This window comes from Streptomyces sp. NPDC047917 (assembly GCF_043204345.1).
Lineage (GTDB): Bacteria > Actinomycetota > Actinomycetes > Streptomycetales > Streptomycetaceae > Streptomyces > Streptomyces sanglieri.
Genome location: NZ_JBIDCA010000012.1, coordinates 1 through 15264, shown reverse-complemented (window position 1 = coordinate 15264; position 15264 = coordinate 1). Strand labels below are relative to the sequence as shown.

General features: G+C 70.1%; 13 protein-coding genes and 2 tRNA genes. 5 read left to right on the top strand and 10 right to left on the bottom strand.

The genetic code is table 11. The features are described from left to right. Positions 1-331 precede the first annotated feature (331 nt). The gene (locus ACGF8B_RS27890) at positions 332-2953 is read right to left on the bottom strand and encodes a valine--tRNA ligase (RefSeq protein ID WP_392743869.1); all 2622 of its coding nucleotides are present in this window, start codon (positions 2951-2953) and stop codon (positions 332-334) included. Positions 2954-3106: 153 nt separating this feature from the next. Between ACGF8B_RS27890 and ACGF8B_RS27885 the strand changes: the two genes are divergently transcribed. After that, positions 3107-4168 (top strand): hypothetical protein, encoded by a 1062-nt coding sequence (locus tag ACGF8B_RS27885; protein WP_392744606.1) that lies wholly within the window; start codon positions 3107-3109, stop codon positions 4166-4168. Positions 4169-4234: 66 nt separating this feature from the next. On the opposite strand, the gene clpX is transcribed toward ACGF8B_RS27885, so the two are convergent. The 5 genes from clpX to ACGF8B_RS27860 all read right to left on the bottom strand — a co-directional run bounded on the left by clpX (position 4235) and on the right by ACGF8B_RS27860 (position 9005). Continuing rightward, positions 4235-5533, bottom strand: a complete 1299-nt coding sequence (gene clpX / locus ACGF8B_RS27880) for an ATP-dependent Clp protease ATP-binding subunit ClpX (RefSeq protein WP_072483632.1) — start codon at positions 5531-5533, stop codon at positions 4235-4237. A gap of 157 nt (positions 5534-5690) precedes the next feature. After that, positions 5691-6374 carry an ATP-dependent Clp protease proteolytic subunit gene (locus tag ACGF8B_RS27875; protein ID WP_392743865.1) on the bottom strand — a complete coding sequence of 228 codons (684 nt, stop codon included), beginning with the start codon at positions 6372-6374 and terminating at the stop codon, positions 5691-5693. 77 nt (positions 6375-6451) lie between these two features. Then, complete coding sequence (locus tag ACGF8B_RS27870; RefSeq protein ID WP_164495234.1) at positions 6452-7057, bottom strand: ATP-dependent Clp protease proteolytic subunit; 606 nt, start codon at positions 7055-7057, stop codon at positions 6452-6454. Positions 7058-7322: 265 nt separating this feature from the next. Beyond that, on the bottom strand, positions 7323-8717 hold the full coding sequence (tig, locus tag ACGF8B_RS27865; protein WP_392743862.1) for a trigger factor: 1395 nt from the start codon (positions 8715-8717) through the stop codon (positions 7323-7325). A gap of 211 nt (positions 8718-8928) precedes the next feature. Then, positions 8929-9005, bottom strand: a tRNA-Pro gene (locus ACGF8B_RS27860). A gap of 165 nt (positions 9006-9170) precedes the next feature. On the opposite strand from ACGF8B_RS27860, the gene ACGF8B_RS27855 reads away from it, so the two are divergent. Further along, positions 9171-9244, top strand: a tRNA-Gly gene (locus ACGF8B_RS27855). 201 nt (positions 9245-9445) lie between these two features. Here ACGF8B_RS27855 and ACGF8B_RS27850 read toward each other — a convergent pair. Beyond that, a complete protein-coding gene (locus tag ACGF8B_RS27850) occupies positions 9446-9640 on the bottom strand; it encodes a hypothetical protein (protein WP_392712724.1) in 195 nt (64 codons plus the stop codon). 423 nt (positions 9641-10063) lie between these two features. Between ACGF8B_RS27850 and ACGF8B_RS27845 the strand changes: the two genes are divergently transcribed. Next, a complete protein-coding gene (locus ACGF8B_RS27845; protein ID WP_392712725.1) occupies positions 10064-11230 on the top strand; it encodes an acyltransferase family protein in 1167 nt (388 codons plus the stop codon). Here the strand turns inward: ACGF8B_RS27845 and ACGF8B_RS27840 are convergent. Continuing rightward, positions 11172-11666, bottom strand: coding sequence for an HD domain-containing protein (locus ACGF8B_RS27840; RefSeq protein ID WP_392712726.1), 495 nt, complete (start codon positions 11664-11666; stop codon positions 11172-11174). The two genes, ACGF8B_RS27845 and ACGF8B_RS27840, sit on opposite strands and share 59 nt — an antisense overlap. A 35-nt stretch (positions 11667-11701) precedes the next feature. Next, positions 11702-12847, bottom strand: a complete 1146-nt coding sequence (locus ACGF8B_RS27835) for a PP2C family protein-serine/threonine phosphatase (protein WP_392712727.1) — start codon at positions 12845-12847, stop codon at positions 11702-11704. 107 nt (positions 12848-12954) lie between these two features. Between ACGF8B_RS27835 and ACGF8B_RS27830 the strand changes: the two genes are divergently transcribed. Further along, positions 12955-14184 (top strand): GNAT family N-acetyltransferase, encoded by a 1230-nt coding sequence (locus ACGF8B_RS27830; protein WP_392712728.1) that lies wholly within the window; start codon positions 12955-12957, stop codon positions 14182-14184. Positions 14185-14227: 43 nt separating this feature from the next. On the opposite strand, the gene ACGF8B_RS27825 is transcribed toward ACGF8B_RS27830, so the two are convergent. Beyond that, positions 14228-15037: an Fpg/Nei family DNA glycosylase gene (locus ACGF8B_RS27825; RefSeq protein WP_392712730.1), complete on the bottom strand. Its 810-nt coding sequence runs from the start codon at positions 15035-15037 to the stop codon at positions 14228-14230. Between ACGF8B_RS27825 and ACGF8B_RS27820 the strand changes: the two genes are divergently transcribed. After that, positions 15023-15157 (top strand): hypothetical protein, encoded by a 135-nt coding sequence (locus ACGF8B_RS27820; RefSeq protein WP_392712731.1) that lies wholly within the window; start codon positions 15023-15025, stop codon positions 15155-15157. The genes ACGF8B_RS27825 and ACGF8B_RS27820 overlap by 15 nt on opposite strands. Positions 15158-15264 lie beyond the last annotated feature (107 nt).

The following is a 15264-nucleotide window of genomic DNA, read 5'->3' as shown; positions in this document are numbered from 1 at the left end:
GGGCACGGACATCGCACGCAGCGCCCGGCGGCGGGCCCGGTTCACCCACGCGGGAAGCGCCGTCGGCATGTCGCGCCGGGCGGGCACATGGCGCAGATGTGCGTCCCGGCCACTGGTCCTGCTCGCCGCACCCGACGGCGGAGGCTGCGCGCGGCCGCAACGGCCCGGCGAAGGCGCGGCGCGACGCGGAGCCGGTGACCGCGGGCCCGGTGGCGCCGGAGTCCTGGTGTACCCGGGCGGCTGCCGCACGGGCGGTCCCGCCGTACGCGGAAAGGGCGAAGCCCCCGTGCCCCTGGTCGGTCAGGGGTACGGGGGCTCCGTGCTCAGGTCATCAGCTCTGCGGCAGGTTCGCCAGCTGACCGGAGATCCGCTCGATGTCGGCCTCGGCCTTGGCGAGCCGGCCGCGGATCTTGTCGACCACGTTGTCCGGGGCCTTGCCGAGGAACGCCTCGTTGGAGAGCTTGCCGAGGGCCTGGGCCTTCTCCTTCTCGGCGGCGCCCAGGTCCTTCGTCAGGCGCTTGCGCTCGGCCTCGACGTCGATGGTGCCGGAGAGGTCGAGGGCGACCGTGACCCCCGCGACGGGCAGCGACGCGGTGGCGTGGAAGCCCTCCTCGGCGGGCTGGAGACGCAGCAGCTGGCGGATGGCCGCCTCGTGCGGGGCGAGCGGCGTGCCGGTCAGGGTGAGCTCGGCCGGGACCTTCTGGCCGGGCTGCAGGCCCTGGTCGGAGCGGAACCGGCGGACCTCGGTGACGACCTGCTGGACGAGCGCGATCTCCTGCTCGGCCGCGCCGTCGCGGAAGCCCGAGTCGGTGGGCCAGTCGGCGATGACGACGGACTCCCGGCCGGTGAGCGCGGTCCAGAGCGTCTCCGTGACGAACGGGACGACCGGGTGCAGCAGCCGCAGCATCACGTCGAGGACCTCGCCGAGGACCCGGCCCGAGACCTCGGCCGGACGGCCGCCCGCGAAGAACGTGGTCTTGGACAGCTCGACGTACCAGTCGAAGACCTCGTCCCAGGCGAAGTGCCGCAGCGCCTCGCTGAGCTTGGAGAACTGGAAGTCGTCGTAGTACGCGTCGACTTCGGCGACGGTCCGGTTGAGGCGGGACAGGATCCAGCGGTCGGTCACCGACATCTCGTCGGCGGACGGCAGCTCGCCCTCGATCGTGGCGCCGTTCATCAGGGCGAAGCGGGTGGCGTTCCAGATCTTGTTGGAGAACTTGGCGGAGCCCTGGACCCACTCCTCTCCGATCGGGACGTCGACGCCGGGGTTGGCACCGCGCGCCAGGGTGAAGCGGAGCGCGTCGGAGCCGTACTTGTCCATCCAGTCCAGCGGGTTGACGACATTGCCGAAGGACTTCGACATCTTCTTGCCGTGCTCGTCGCGGACCATGCCGTGCAGGACGATGGTCCCGAAGGGCGGGACGCCCTCGTTGACGTACAGGCCGAACATCATCATCCGGGCGACCCAGAAGAAGAGGATGTCGTAGCCGGTGACCAGGACGGAGTTCGGGTAGAACTTCGCGAGGCTGTCGGTCCGTTCGGGCCAGCCGAGCGTGGAGAACGGCCACAGGCCGGAGGAGAACCAGGTGTCCAGGACGTCGCTGTCCTGCGTCCAGCCCTCGCCGGTGGGTGCCTCGTCGTCCGGTCCGACGCAGACGACCTCGCCGTTCGGGCCGTACCAGACGGGGATGCGGTGGCCCCACCAGAGCTGGCGCGAGATCGTCCAGTCGTGGAGGTTGTCGACCCAGTCGAAGTACCGCTTCTCCATCTCCTGCGGGTGGATCTTGACCTTGCCGTCGCGGACGGCGTCACCGGCCGCCTTGGCGAGCGGGGCGACCTTGACCCACCACTGGAGGGAGAGGCGCGGCTCGATGGTGGTCTTGCAGCGCGAGCAGTGGCCGACGGAGTGGACGTACGGACGCTTCTCGGCGACGATCCGGCCCTCGGCGCGCAGCGCGCCGACGATCGCGGAACGGGCCTCCAGCCGGTCCAGGCCCTCGAACGGGCCGGGGACGGTGATGACCGCGCGCTCGTCCATGACCGTGAGGAACGGCAGGTCGTGGCGCTTGCCGATCTCGAAGTCGTTCGGGTCGTGGGCGGGGGTGACCTTGACGGCACCGGTGCCGAACTCCGGGTCGACGTGGTGGTCGGCGACGACGGGGATCGTGCGGTCGGTCAGCGGCAGCTTGATCTGCTTGCCGACGAGGTGCTTGTAACGCTCGTCGTCGGGGTGGACGGCGACGGCGGTGTCACCGAGCATCGTCTCGGCGCGGGTCGTCGCGACGACGATGGTGTCGTCGCCCTCCCCGTACGTCATGGAGACGAGCTCGCCGTCGTCGTCCTGGTACTCGACCTCGATGTCCGAGATCGCGGTCAGACAGCGCGGGCACCAGTTGATGATGCGCTCGGCGCGGTAGATCAGACCGTCGTCGTACATCCGCTTGAAGATGGTCTGGACGGCGGTGGACAGGCCCTCGTCCATGGTGAAGCGCTCGCGGGACCAGGCGACGCCCTCGCCCAGCCGGCGCATCTGGCCGGAGATCTGGCCGCCGGACTCGTTCTTCCACTTCCAGACGCGTTCGACGAAGGCCTCGCGGCCCAGGTCGTGGCGGGACTTGCCCTCCTTGCCGAGCTCGCGCTCGACGACGTTCTGGGTGGCGATGCCGGCGTGGTCCATGCCGGGCTGGTAGAGCGCCTCGAAGCCCTGCATGCGCTTGCGGCGGACGAGGGCGTCGATCAGCGTGTGCTCGAAGGCGTGCCCGAGGTGCAGGCTGCCCGTGACGTTCGGCGGCGGGATGACGATGGAGTACGGCGGCTTCTCGCTGTGCTCGTCGGCTTCGAAGTAACCCCGCTCCACCCAGCGCTCGTACAGCTTCCCCTCTACCTCGGCCGGTGTGTACTGGGTCGGCAGTTCGGGGTTGCTGGCTGGCGTCTGCTGAGTCTTCTCGGTCACGGGGGACAGTTTAGGGCCGTCACAGTCATGCACTGAAACCGGTTTGTTGAGTAACGGTGTGACTCCCGGTGCTCCATCCGGGCGAGCCGTCCGCCAGGATGTTCGGAACGCATAAGCATTCCGATGAGCTTTTCCGAACAGGGGACACCGCAGATGAGCTACAACCAGCCGGGACCGTACGGCGGCCAGCCGCCCCAGGGCCAGCCCGGACCCTACGGTGGCCCGCCCCAGGGCCAGCCGGGACCGTACGGCCAGCAGCCGCCGCAGGGCCAGCCCGGTCCGCAGGGCCAGCCCGGCCCGTACGGTCAGCAGCCGGGCCCGTACGGCCAGCAGCCCCCGCAGGGCCAGCCCGGCTACGGCTATCCCCAGCAGGCTCCCCAGGGTGTCCCGCCCCAGCAGCAGCCCCAGCCGGGCTACGGCTACCCCCAGGCCCAGCAGCCCGGCCCCTACGGCCAGCAGCCGCCCACTCCCCCGTACGGCGGCCAGCCCGCCTACGGCACGATGCCGATGCCCCCGGCCGAGCCGAAGAAGAAGACCGGCCTGATCGTCGTCGGCGTGGTCGTGGCGCTGGCGGTCATCGCGGGCGGCGCGTACTTCCTGACGTCGGGCGGGGGCAACAGCGACGTGGCGGACTCCACCAAGGGGTACAAGCTGACGTTCGCCGCCGCGGTGGACGATTACAAGAAGGACAGCGCGAAGTCGTCAGCAGGCGAGATGACGAGCAAGGAGAAGTCCGAGGCCGAAGCCTTGGGGATCAAGGACGCCCACAAGGCCGAGGCCCAGTACGCGAGCGGCGACCTTGACAAGAACCCGCTCACGACCAAGATGCTCATGGTCTACGGCAACTGGGGCGACGTGACCGACCCGGCGAAGGCCCTCGACGGCATGTTCGCCCAAGCCAAGATGGGGATGTCCAAGAACGACGATGCCAAGACCTCTCTCGTCGGCAGCCCCGAGAGCGTCACGCCGCCCGGCTTCAAGGACGCATTGATGAAATGTCAGAACTTGAAGATGGTCAACGACAAGGCCGACGGCACCGCGGCAGGCGGCCCCAAGGAAATGGTCATGCCCGTCTGCATCTGGGCCGACTACAGCACTGTCGGCGCAGTCATCGGCTTCGACGTCGGCTCGGCCATGACCAACAAGGCCATGCCCACGGACGATGTCGCGGCCCTCGCCGCCAAGCTCTACAACACGTCCCGCACCAAGGTCTGATCGGACCGCGGCATACGGAAGAGGGGCGCCCGGCCGGGCGCCCCTCTTCCGTATCTGCGTCTGCCGCTACGCGGACTTCTCGTGCCGCCCGCCGTCACCCTTGCCGATCGTCCGCGGCTCGCGCGGGACCAGCGTCGGGTTCACGTTGTTGCGGACGACGTCGGCCGTGATGACGACGCGGGCGACGTCCTTGCGGGACGGCACCTCGTACATCACGGACTGGAGGACCTCCTCCATGATGGCCCGCAGGCCACGCGCGCCGGTGCCGCGCAGGATCGCCTGGTCGGCGATGGCCTCCAGGGCCGGGCGGTCGAAGTCCAGCTCGACGCCGTCGAGTTCGAAGAGGCGCTGGTACTGCTTCACCAGCGCGTTGCGCGGCTCGACCAGGATCTGCAGCAGCGCCTCGCGGTCCAGGTTGTGGACCGAGGTCAGGACGGGGAGACGGCCGATGAACTCCGGGATCATCCCGAACTTCACCAGATCCTCCGGCATGACCTCCTGGAACTGGTCGCTCGCCTCGATCTCCCGCTTCGAGCGGATCGTGGCGCCGAAGCCGATGCCCTTGGCACCCGCCCGGGACTCGATGATCCGCTCCAGGCCGGAGAAGGCACCGCCCACGATGAACAGCACGTTCGTCGTGTCGATCTGGATGAACTCCTGGTGCGGGTGCTTCCGGCCGCCCTGCGGCGGTACGGAGGCGGTGGTGCCCTCCAGGATCTTCAGCAGGGCCTGCTGGACGCCCTCGCCGGAGACATCGCGGGTGATCGACGGGTTCTCGCTCTTGCGGGCGACCTTGTCGATCTCGTCGATGTAGATGATCCCGGTCTCGGCCTTCTTGACGTCGTAGTCCGCGGCCTGGATCAGCTTCAGCAGGATGTTCTCGACGTCCTCGCCGACATAGCCGGCCTCCGTCAGCGCCGTCGCGTCGGCGATGGCGAACGGGACGTTGAGCATGCGGGCCAGGGTCTGCGCGAGCAGCGTCTTGCCGGAGCCGGTGGGGCCCAGCAGCAGGATGTTGGACTTGGCCAGTTCGATGGCGTCGTCACGGCCCTGCGCGCCGCCGTTCTCGCCTGCCTGGACCCGCTTGTAGTGGTTGTACACAGCGACCGAGAGGGCCTTCTTCGCGGGCTCCTGCCCGACGACGTACCCCTCAAGGAACTCGTAGATCTCGCGCGGCTTGGGAAGTTCCTCCCACCGCACTTCGGAGGTCTCGGCGAGCTCCTCCTCGATGATCTCGTTACAGAGATCGATGCACTCGTCGCAGATGTACACACCGGGTCCCGCGATGAGCTTCTTCACCTGCTTCTGGCTCTTTCCGCAGAACGAGCACTTGAGCAGGTCGCCGCCATCACCGATGCGTGCCACGAGGTGCTTCCCCTTCGCCTGGGAGCAGCTTGGTTCAGCGGCTCCTGGTGCCTCTATCCGACGGTACCTTGCCTTGCCCCCCGTTCGGGCCCCCCTTGGCACGGTTCACACGGCAGAGACCGGGCGAACGTGGTGTGCCAAGGGGTGAAGGCGGATGTCAGGCGACCGCTCCGGCCGCGCTCTTGCGGGTCGACACGATCTGGTCGACGAGACCGTAGGCGAGGGCGTCCTCGGCCGTCAGGATCTTGTCGCGCTCGATGTCGTCGCGGATCTTCTCCAGCGGGGTGGTGGAGTGCTTGGCCAGCATCTCCTCCAGCTGGGTGCGCATCCGCAGGATCTCGTTGGCCGCGATCTCCAGGTCGGAGAGCTGCTCGCGGCCGGTCTGCGAGGACGGCTGGTGGATCAGCACCCGGGCGTTGGGCAGCGCCATCCGCTTGCCGGGCGTGCCCGCGGCGAGCAGCACCGCGGCGGCCGAGGCCGCCTGGCCCATGCAGACCGTCTGGATGTCCGGCTTCACGAACTGCATCGTGTCGTAGATCGCGGTGAGGGCGGTGAACGAGCCGCCGGGGCTGTTGATGTAGATCGAGATGTCCCGGTCCGGGTCCATCGACTCCAGGCACAGCAGCTGCGCCATGACGTCGTTGGCGGAGGCGTCGTCGATCTGCACGCCGAGGAAGATCACGCGCTCCTCGAAGAGCTTCGCGTACGGGTCGTACTCACGCACGCCCTGCGAGGTGCGCTCCACGAAGCGCGGCACGATGTAGCGGTTGTCCACCTGCGGGCCGGTGTAGAGGCCGCTCGCGGAGGCGCCGGGGAAGTTGTTCATGTGGGTGTTCACCATCCTGGTGGCGTTCTGTGGCTGGGTGTCTCGGCGTACGAGAGGTGCGCGGGGCGGTGGAGCCGGATCCGGTGACCGGATCAGGCGCCGGTGCCGCCGCCGCCCGGAACGCCCGATGCGATCGTGATGATCTCGTCGATGAGGCCGTACTCCTTGGCCTCCTCCGCGGTGTACCAGCGGTCGCGGTCGCCGTCGCGGATGATCGTCTCGACGGTCTGGCCGGAGTGACGGGCGGTGATCTCCGCCATCCGCTGCTTGGTGCGCAGCAGGTACTGGGCCTGGATCTTGATGTCCGAGGCCGTTCCGCCGATGCCGGCCGAACCCTGGTGCATGAGGATGTCGGTGTTCGGGAGCGCGAAGCGCTTGCCCGCGGTGCCGCCGGTGAGCAGGAACTGGCCCATCGAGGCCGCCATGCCCATTCCGATGGTGACCACGTCGTTCGGGATGTACTGCATGGTGTCGTAGACCGCCATGCCGGCCGTCACCGAACCGCCGGGGCTGTTGATGTAGAGGTAGATGTCCTTCTCGGGCTCCGCGGCGAGAAGGAGCAGCTGCGCGGTGATCTTGTTGGCGATGTCATCGTCGACCTGCTGACCGAGGAAGATGATGCGCTCGCCGAGCAGCCGGCTGTAGACCTGGTCACCGAGGCCTCCACCGAGGGACGGCTCTCCGGCGGCGTAGGGCATCAGATTCGTCACGTATCCACCTGCTCGTCTCTGACGGCTCCGGCCGTCTCAGCGTCTTCGTACCGGGTGGGCGGGGGCTCCCCTGCCCTTCCTATTCATGGACCCTAACGCGCAGGTGGGACAACGCCATCCCGCTTCCGCAACTGTTCGCTGGGAGCGCAAGGTCCGCAGTCCGCGCAAGGGTTGTGGGGCACCGTATGCCATACGGCGACGGGCTCCGGACGCACATGCGTCCGGAGCCCGTCGTTCGGGTTCAGCGCGAGGCTCAGGCCTCGTTCTTCTCCTCGGCGGCCTCGGTGGTGCCCTCGGCGGCCTCGACGGCCTCGATGGTCTCCTCCGCCACGTCCTCGTCGTCCTCCAGCTCGACGAGCTCACCGTTGGTGTCGACGACCTTGGCGGCCTCGACGACCACGGCCAGCGCCTTGCCGCGGGCGACCTCGCCGACGAGCATCGGCACCTGGCCGCCCTCGACGACGGCCTGGGCGAACTGGTCGGGGCTCATGCCGGAGGAAGCAGCGCGCCGCATGAGGTGCTCGGTGAGCTCCTCCTGGTTGACGTTCAGCTTCTCCTTGTTGACGATCTCGTCCAGGACGAACTGGGTCTTGATGCCCTTGACCGCCTGCTCGGACGTCTCGGCGTCGAACTCCTCGGCCGTCTTGCCCTGGATCTCCAGGTACTTGTCGAGGGTCAGGCCCATCTGGCCGAGCTGGTGGTGCTCCAGGTTGTGCTTGCGGGTCTGGACCTCGTCCGCGAGCAGCTTCTCCGGGATCGGGACCTCGGCGAGCTTGAGCAGCTCCTCCAGGACGCGCTCCTGGGCCTGGGTGGCCTGGTCGTACTGCTTGGTGCTCTCCAGGCGCTTGCGGCTGTCCGCCTTCAGCTCGTCGAGGGTGTCGAACTCGCTCGCCATCTGGGCGAACTCGTCGTCCAGCTCGGGGAGCTCGCGGGCGGCGACGGTGGCGACCTTGACGGTGACCTCGGCCTCCTTGCCCTCGGCGGAGCCGCCCTTCAGCTCGGAGGTGAAGGTGGCCTCGCCACCCGCCTCCAGGCCGGTGACGGCGGCGTCGATGCCGTCGAGGAGCTCTCCGGAACCGATGGTGTACGAGACACCCTCGGCCACGCCGTCCTCCAGGACCTCGCCGTCGACCTTGGCCTGCAGGTCGATCGTCACGACGTCGCCCTCGGCGGCGGCGCGCTCGACCGGGTTGGTGGAGGCGAAGCGCTCGCGGAGCTGCTCCACGGCCTTCTCGACGTCCTCGTCGCTGACCTCAAGGGCGTCGACGGTGACCTCGATGCCGGAGTAGTCCGGAATCTCGATCTCGGGGCGTACGTCAACCTCGGCGGTGAAGGCCAGCAGTTCGCCGTCCTTCAGCTCGGTGATGTCGACCTCGGGCTGGCCGAGGACGTTCAGCTCACCCTCGTTGACGGCCTCGGTGTAGAACTTCGGAAGGGCGTCGTTGACGGCCTCCTCCAGCACCGCACCGCGGCCGAAACGCTGGTCGATGACCCGGGCAGGGATCTTGCCCTTGCGGAAGCCCTTCACCGTGACCTGCTGGTTGATCTTCTTGTACGCCGCGTCGAGGCTGTCCTTGAGCTCCTCGAAGGGCACCTCGACAGTGAGCCGAACCCGGGTCGGGTTCAGGGTCTCCACGGCGCTCTTCACGGTTCGGTCTCCTTGTGGCTGACTTCTTGGGGTTCTGCTCCACCGCACTGGAGGCGGCTTCGCGGACCGAGCCCGGTACATCAGACACACGGGCACGCATTTTGCATAGTAACGGCAAGGGGTCGGACTCCCACAATGCGATCTTGCCCGTGGTCTGCGATCTTGCGGGTGGTCCCTGATCCTGCTTGCGGTGGTCCCTGGATCTTGCCGGTGGTCGGGGTGGCCGGATTCGAACCGACGACCTTCCGCTCCCAAAGCGGACGCGCTACCAAGCTGCGCCACACCCCGTCGGTGCGACACGTAGGGTACATGCAGTCGGGCGGTGCATCGGCCGCTTTGCGCGGGCGTCACCGAACGCGACACCGGGTGACAGCAATCGGGTGTGCGGGCGGCGCCCGCGACCCGCTACGATGCTTCACGTGCCGTCGGCCCCCGGGCCTGCGGTGCGGCTTTGCGGGCGTAGCTCAATGGTAGAGCCCTAGTCTTCCAAACTAGCTACGCGGGTTCGATTCCCGTCGCCCGCTCCATCGCCTCGGGCCCTGTCCTGTGACCTCGTCACCGGACAGGGCCCGAGGTGTTTCCCGGACCGGGGAGTTCCGTGCCGAGGGGCCGGAGGCCGGAGGTCGGAAGGCGACCGGCTCCGGCGGGTGCGCGGGGGCTGGAAGGCGACCGGCTCCGGCGGGTGCGCGGCGCCGGAAGGTGAGCAGGCGCTAGAAGGTGCGCGGGCGCTAGAAGGTGATGCGGCTGATCGTTTCCGCTATCGAGTTGAGGAAACGATTGATCGACGGCGCCATGCCCGAGGACGCCAGGAAGAAACCGAACAGGGCGGCGACGACCGCCGGACCCGCTTTGAGTGCGCCGCCGCGGATCATCACCACGAGGACGATCGCCAACAGCAGCACCACGGACAGTGAAATGGCCACAACTGATCCCACCCTCGGTCGGTCCGCCTTGCCGCCCGGGGGCTCACACGGCCCAGCGCGCCCCCGCTCGGGCCATCGTGCCATCAACAGCCCCTCCGGTTCTGCCCCGTGACGGATCGCGAGACACGTCACAGGGGGCCGGCGGCTGCACTGCCGGACGCATGAGGCACGACCGGGGGAAATTTCCGCCGGGAATGCGACGCGATCGTTTCCGGGCGCTCACATGTCGGGCACAGGACGTTCCCAGGCGGCCGGGCGGGGCGATTCACCGTCACGCAATCCTCACCTGAAGGACAGAGAAATGTCCCGTTCGGTACGGATTAATCCGGGCATTACGGCAATGCAACGGTGGTGCCGGATTCCTGTGAAGGCGATTCACGACGCGTTTCCCGTCATCCGGCGGGCGCCACTAGCGTGCCGGGAATGTTCCACGCTCCGCCTGGAAACCGCACGTCTCCACCGCCCCCGGCCAAGGAACCGGGACCCTTCGCAGATCCGACCGGACCGTCCCCCGCCGCACCCGCGCCCGCACCCGCACCCGCACCCGCCGTGGAAAGGGCCCCTGCGTCGGCGGCGCGGCGGGACCCCTGGTTCGACAACGCCAAGTACCTCGCGATCGTGCTCGTCGCCGTGGCCCACGCCTGGGAGCCGGTCATGGAGGGCAGCCGGGCCACCCGCGCCCTCTACCTGCTCGTCTACACCTTCCACATGCCCGCGTTCATCGTGATCTCCGGCTACTTCTCGCGGAGTTTCACCGGGCGCCCCGACCAGGTGAAGCGGCTGGTCACCGGGGTCGTCGTGCCGTACCTGGTGTTCGAGACGGCGTACTCGCTGTTCAGGCGCTGGGCCGCCGACGACCCGGCGCACCCGTTCTCGCTGACCGACCCGTTCTATCTGACCTGGTTCCTGGCGGCCCTGTTCGTCTGGCGGCTCTCCACTCCCCTGTGGCGCACCCTGCGCCATCCGCTGCCGGTGGCCCTGGTGATCGCGGCGCTCGCCTCGCTCACCCCCGGCATCGGCTCCGACCTGGATCTTCAGCGGGTGCTGCAGTTCCTGCCGTTCTTCGTGCTGGGTCTCTCGCTGCGGCCCGAGCACTTCCGGCTGGTGCGGCTGCGGGCGGTGCGGCTGGCGGCGGTGCCGGTGGCGCTGGGCGCCCTCGCGCTCGCCTACCAGGTGGCGCCGACCGTCCGGATGGGCTGGTTCTACCGCAGCACCAGCGCCGAGGAGCTCGGGGCGCCCTGGTGGACGGGGCCCCTGATGACCCTGGTCGTCGGCGGCTGCGCGCTGGTGCTGACGGCGGCGTTCCTCGCCTGGGTGCCCGGCCGCGCGACCTGGTTCACGGCCCTCGGGGCGGGGTCGATCTGCGGCTACCTGCTGCACGGCTTCGCCGTGAAGACGGTCGACTACTGGGGCCTCGTGGACGCCCACCCCTGGCTGGCCGCGCCGGCCGGGCGGGTCGCCGTGACGGTGGCGGCGGCCGTGGGCGTGACGCTCCTGTGCACGCCGCCGGTGCGGCGGGCGCTGCGCTGCGTCACCGAGCCCCGGATGACGTGGGCGTTCCGCCCTGAGGCGGTCCCCCGCCGTCCGTGAGGCCGAGGAGCCGCCGTACCGTCGCGTACTTCGCGGTCAGCCGCGCCCGGGTCGCCTCGTCCAGGACGGCGAGGCGGTCCGGGTCGGCGTTGTGCGCGAGGTCCGCCTCCTTGACGAGGCGGGCGCCCGGCTGGGCGAGGATGCGGCCCGTGTACGCGGCGAGGTCCTCGCCCGGCCGCTTGGTGAGCGCGAGGACGATGTCCTTGACCCGCTGGGGCAGCGCGGCGCCCGCGAGCCACTCGTCGGACAGCGCGTCGTCCTCGACCGCGTCGTGCAGCCACGCCGCGGCGATCTGCTCGTCGTCGCCGCCCCGCGCCCTCACCCCTTCGGCCACGGCGCGGAGGTGCTCGGCGTAGGGCCGGCCCGCCTTGTCGGTCTGGCCCGCGTGGGCGTGCCGGGCGAGGGCTTCGACCTGGGCGAGGGTGAGGTTCGGCATGGGGCGAGGGTACGCCCGCGCCGCGCCGGGGCGCCTCAGGAGTCGCGGGTGATCAGCAGCAGCGCGCGGTCGTCGTTGACGTCGCGGGCGCATGCCTCGATGAGGTGCCAGGCGGCGCCCTCGAAAGTGGAGGAGACATAGCGGTCGGCCTCGCCGGTGAGCCGGTCGATGCCCTCGGCGATGTCCCGGTCGGCGGCTTCCACGAGGCCGTCCGTGAACAGCATGAGGACGTCACCGGCCCGTAGGGAGCCCTTGACCGGGTGGAACTCGGCCCCGTCGTACACACCGAGCAGCGGCCCGTCCGCGGCCTTCTCCTCCCAGCGGCCGCTGCCCGCGTGGAGTTGGAGCGCGGGCAGATGGCCGGCCGACAGCAGTTCGTAGTCGCCGGACTCCAGGTCGAGGACCAGGTGGATGGAGGTCGCGAACCCCTCGTCCCAGTCCTGCCGGAGCAGATAGCCGTTGGCCGCCGGGAGGAAGCCGTGCGGCGGGAGGGAGCCGAGCAGGCCGCCGAAGGCGCCGGACAGCAGCAGCGCCCGGGAGCCGGCGTCCATGCCCTTGCCGGACACGTCGGTGAGCACGACCTCCAGGGTGCGCCCGCCGTGGGTGCGGGCCGCGACGACGAAGTCGCCGGAGAAGGACTGGCCGCCGGCCGGTCGCAGCGCCATCTCCCGGTGCCAGCCCTTGGGCAGGGACGGCAGCGCGCTCTGTACGCGGATGCGCTCGCGCAGGTCGAACAGCATCGTGCCGCCGCGCCGCCAGGGCACGCCGACGCGCGCCCTGAACTGGGCGATCAGCAGCCCGAACAGCCCGCACGCGGCCACGACCAGGACGGTGCCGGGAGTGACGCGCGCGGCGCCCTCGGTGTACGGCCCGAGGATGACCGACTCGACGATGAGCGCGGCGGCTGCCGCCGCGTACAGGCCGAGGAGGCTCGCGGGCCGCAGCAGCAGTCCGCCCGCCACGATCGGCAGGACGAGCGCCTCGGGCGCGCACCACACCGGGGTGGCGAGCGTGGCGAGGGTGATCGCCGGGATGGTCAGCAGGAGACCTGCCATGGCGATCCAGTCGGAGCCGTCGCCGCGGAAGTAGTCGACGGCTGATTTGCGCAGGGCGATGCGGGCCCGGTGCACCGACTTCCGGTACCGGGCCGTGAACGCGTGGACTCGTGCGCCGTGGGCCATTGGCCTGGACCCTATCCACCCGGACGGGTCCCGTGCAGGGGGACCCCTGTGACATTGCGTTCGAAATCGGGTCGCCCCGGCGTTCGGGGGCCTGGTACCCATGGCATATGACGACGGAGTTGCGGGTCCTCGACCCGGCCGAATGGGAGCCGTGGTACGGGCAGTTGGAGCTCGGGTTCGGTGGTGTCCCCGAGAGTCCGGAGGCGCGGGCGCTCTGGGAGGCGCTCACCGAGTGCGACCGTTCGCTCGGAGCCTGGGACGGTGAGACCTGTGTGGGCACGGCGGGAGCCTTCACGTTCCGGCTGTCGGTCCCGGGAGGCGCACTGGTGCCCGCGGCGGGCGTGACGATGGTCACGGTGGCGCCCACGCACCGCAGGCGCGGGGTCCTCACCTCGATGATGCGACGGCAACTGGACGACGTACGCGCGTGGGGAGAACCGGTCGCCGTACTGACGGCGTCCGAACCGGACATCTACGGCCGGTTCGGATACGGCGCCGCGACGCGGCAGTTGCGGGCGGAGATCGACACGGCCCGGGTCGCCCTGTCCGTCCCGGAGGGGACGGATCGCGTACGGCTGCGGCTCGCCGCGCCCGCCGACGCGTCCGGGGCGTGCGAGGCCGTGTACGCGCGGATGGTGCCGGAGCGGCCGGGCATGCCGGCCCGGCAGCCCGGCTGGGAGCGGCTTCCGCTGCTCGACCCGCCGTCGGAGCGGGACGGCGGTTCGCCGCTGCGGTGCGTGCTGGCGGAGCTGGACGGCGAGGTCACGGGGTACGCGCTGTACCGCGTCAAGCCGGACTGGGACGCGGCGGGTCCCCGGGGCACGGTGTGGCTGGAGTACCTGGGTGCCGTGGACCCGCTGTCGAACGCCGCGCTGTGGCGCTATCTGTTCGGCATCGATCTGACGTCGACGCTGAAGACGCTGAACCGCCCGGCGGACGACGCCCTGCAGCACCTGGTCTCCGACGTCCGCCGCTGCCGGCTCAGCCCGAAGGACGGGATGTACGTCCGGCTGGTGGAGGTGGGCGCGGCGCTGGAGGCCCGGACGTACCAGACGCCGGTGGACGTGGTCCTGGACGTCGACGACGCCTTCTGCCCCTGGAACGCGGGCCGCTGGCGGCTGATCGGCGACACGAAGGGGGCTACCTGCGTCCGTACGGACGACGCGCCCGATCTGGCGCTTTCGGTAAGGGAGTTGGGCGCGGCGTACCTGGGTGGTTTCTCGCTGACGTCGATGGCCGCCGCCGGGCGCGTGAGGGAGCTGCGCGAAGGGGCGCTGACGGAGGCGTCGGTGGCGTTCGGGTCGCCGGTCGAGCCGTGGCTGCCGCACGGGTTCTGACCGTGCGGAGGGCCCGCGGGCCCCGCCGGGCATGCCGCGCGGGCTAGGCCGGCTGGCAGGCCGGGCACCAGAAGAGGTTGCGGGCGGCGAGATCGGCGGTGCGGATCTCGCCGCCACAGATGTGGCAGGGCATACGGGCCCTGCGATACACGTAGACCTCGCCGCCGTGGTCGTCGACACGCGGCGGGCGGCCCATCGCCTCCGGGGTGTGCTCGGGGCGGACGGTGTCGATGCGGTTGTGCCGTACGCCTTCGCGCATGAGGGCGACGAGGTCGTCCCAGATCGCCGTCCACTCGCGCTCGGTGAGGTCCCTGCCGGGGCGGTACGGGTCGATGCCGTGCCGGAAGAGGACCTCGGCGCGGTAGACGTTGCCGACCCCCGCGATGACCTTCTGGTCCATGAGCAGGGCGGCGATGGTGGTACGGCTCTTCGAGATCCTGCGCCACGCCTTGGCCGGGTCGTCCCCGTCGCGGAGCGGGTCGGGGCCCAGGCGGTCGTGTATCGCCCGCTTCTCGGGCTCGGTGATCAGGGCGCAGGTGGTGGGGCCGCGCAGGTCGGCGTAGTGGCCGGTGTTGAGCAGGCGGAGCCGTACGGTCTCGGTGGGCGGCGGGGCCGGTGCCGTACCGAAGCCGAGCTTGCCGAAGAGACCGAGGTGGATGTGGACCCAGCCGGTGTCCCGGAAACCGAGGAAGAGGTGCTTGCCGTGCGCTTCGGCGCCGTCGAGGACGCGGCCGTCGAGGAGGGCGGCGCTGTCGGAGAACTTGCCCTGCGGGCTGGTGACGCGGACGTCTCCGCCGGCGAACCGCGCGAGGTGGTCCTCGGCGAGGCGGTGGATCGTATGCCCTTCGGGCATGGCGGGTGGCTCTCCTGGCGTGACGACTGGCGGCTGAGCGGCCGACTGCTGACGACTTGGCTGCTGGGGACCGGTTGGCTGCTGAGGACCGGCGGCTGGCTGCCGGCGACCCGCTGCTGACGGCTGGTGGGCAGCGGCACGGCCGTGCCGCCGGACGGATCCGGCGGCACGGGGTGGGACGGGCTCAGTCCTGCTGCGGGTGGTGGGCCGGGATCGGGGGGAGCTCG

What these genes read in the sequence shown, in the direction of transcription:
- ACGF8B_RS27840 (WP_392712726.1), bottom strand. Translation starts at nt 11,666, where the DNA reads ATGCCGAACCTCACCCTCGCCCAGGTCGAAGCCCTCGCCCGGCACGCC.
- ACGF8B_RS27875 (WP_392743865.1), bottom strand. Translation starts at nt 6,374, where the DNA reads ATGGTGAACACCCACATGAACAACTTCCCCGGCGCCTCCGCGAGCGGC.
- ACGF8B_RS27835 (WP_392712727.1), bottom strand. Translation starts at nt 12,847, where the DNA reads ATGGCCCACGGCGCACGAGTCCACGCGTTCACGGCCCGGTACCGGAAG.
- ACGF8B_RS27885 (WP_392744606.1), top strand. Translation starts at nt 3,107, where the DNA reads ATGAGCTACAACCAGCCGGGACCGTACGGCGGCCAGCCGCCCCAGGGC.
- ACGF8B_RS27845 (WP_392712725.1), top strand. Translation starts at nt 10,064, where the DNA reads ATGTTCCACGCTCCGCCTGGAAACCGCACGTCTCCACCGCCCCCGGCC.
- ACGF8B_RS27820 (WP_392712731.1), top strand. Translation starts at nt 15,023, where the DNA reads ATGCCCTTCGGGCATGGCGGGTGGCTCTCCTGGCGTGACGACTGGCGG.
- ACGF8B_RS27830 (WP_392712728.1), top strand. Translation starts at nt 12,955, where the DNA reads ATGACGACGGAGTTGCGGGTCCTCGACCCGGCCGAATGGGAGCCGTGG.
- ACGF8B_RS27825 (WP_392712730.1), bottom strand. Translation starts at nt 15,037, where the DNA reads ATGCCCGAAGGGCATACGATCCACCGCCTCGCCGAGGACCACCTCGCG.
- ACGF8B_RS27870 (WP_164495234.1), bottom strand. Translation starts at nt 7,057, where the DNA reads ATGCCCTACGCCGCCGGAGAGCCGTCCCTCGGTGGAGGCCTCGGTGAC.